Source organism: Pantoea sp. SIMBA_079, assembly GCF_046940275.1.
Taxonomy (GTDB): domain Bacteria; phylum Pseudomonadota; class Gammaproteobacteria; order Enterobacterales; family Enterobacteriaceae; genus Pantoea; species Pantoea borealis.
In genome coordinates, this window is the sequence record NZ_JAWRYR010000319.1 from 1 (window position 1) to 271 (window position 271).

1 protein-coding gene is annotated in these 271 nt (G+C 60.1%); it reads left to right on the top strand.

The window, feature by feature from the left end; genetic code table 11:
- Window positions 1-271 (top strand): CBS domain-containing protein (locus SB719_RS20200; RefSeq protein WP_412159746.1); only part of this gene is annotated, 271 nt, incomplete at both ends.

Below are 271 nucleotides of genomic sequence, written 5' to 3' on the forward strand. Positions count from 1 at the left end.
GTCATGGCGACCGACCCTGTCTCCTTCCAGCCCGAGGAAGATGCCTACGATGCAGCGCAGGCTTTCGAGCGTTATGACCTGGTATCCGCCCCGGTGGTGGACAAGAGCGAACGCCTGATCGGCCGTCTGACCATCGACGAAATGGTCGACCTGATCCGTGAGGAGAGCGAGACCGAAGTCCTCAACATGGCGGGTCTGCGTGAAGAGGAGGATATTTTCGCCTCGGTCTGGCGTTCGTTACGCAACCGTTGGGCGTGGCTGGCAATCAACC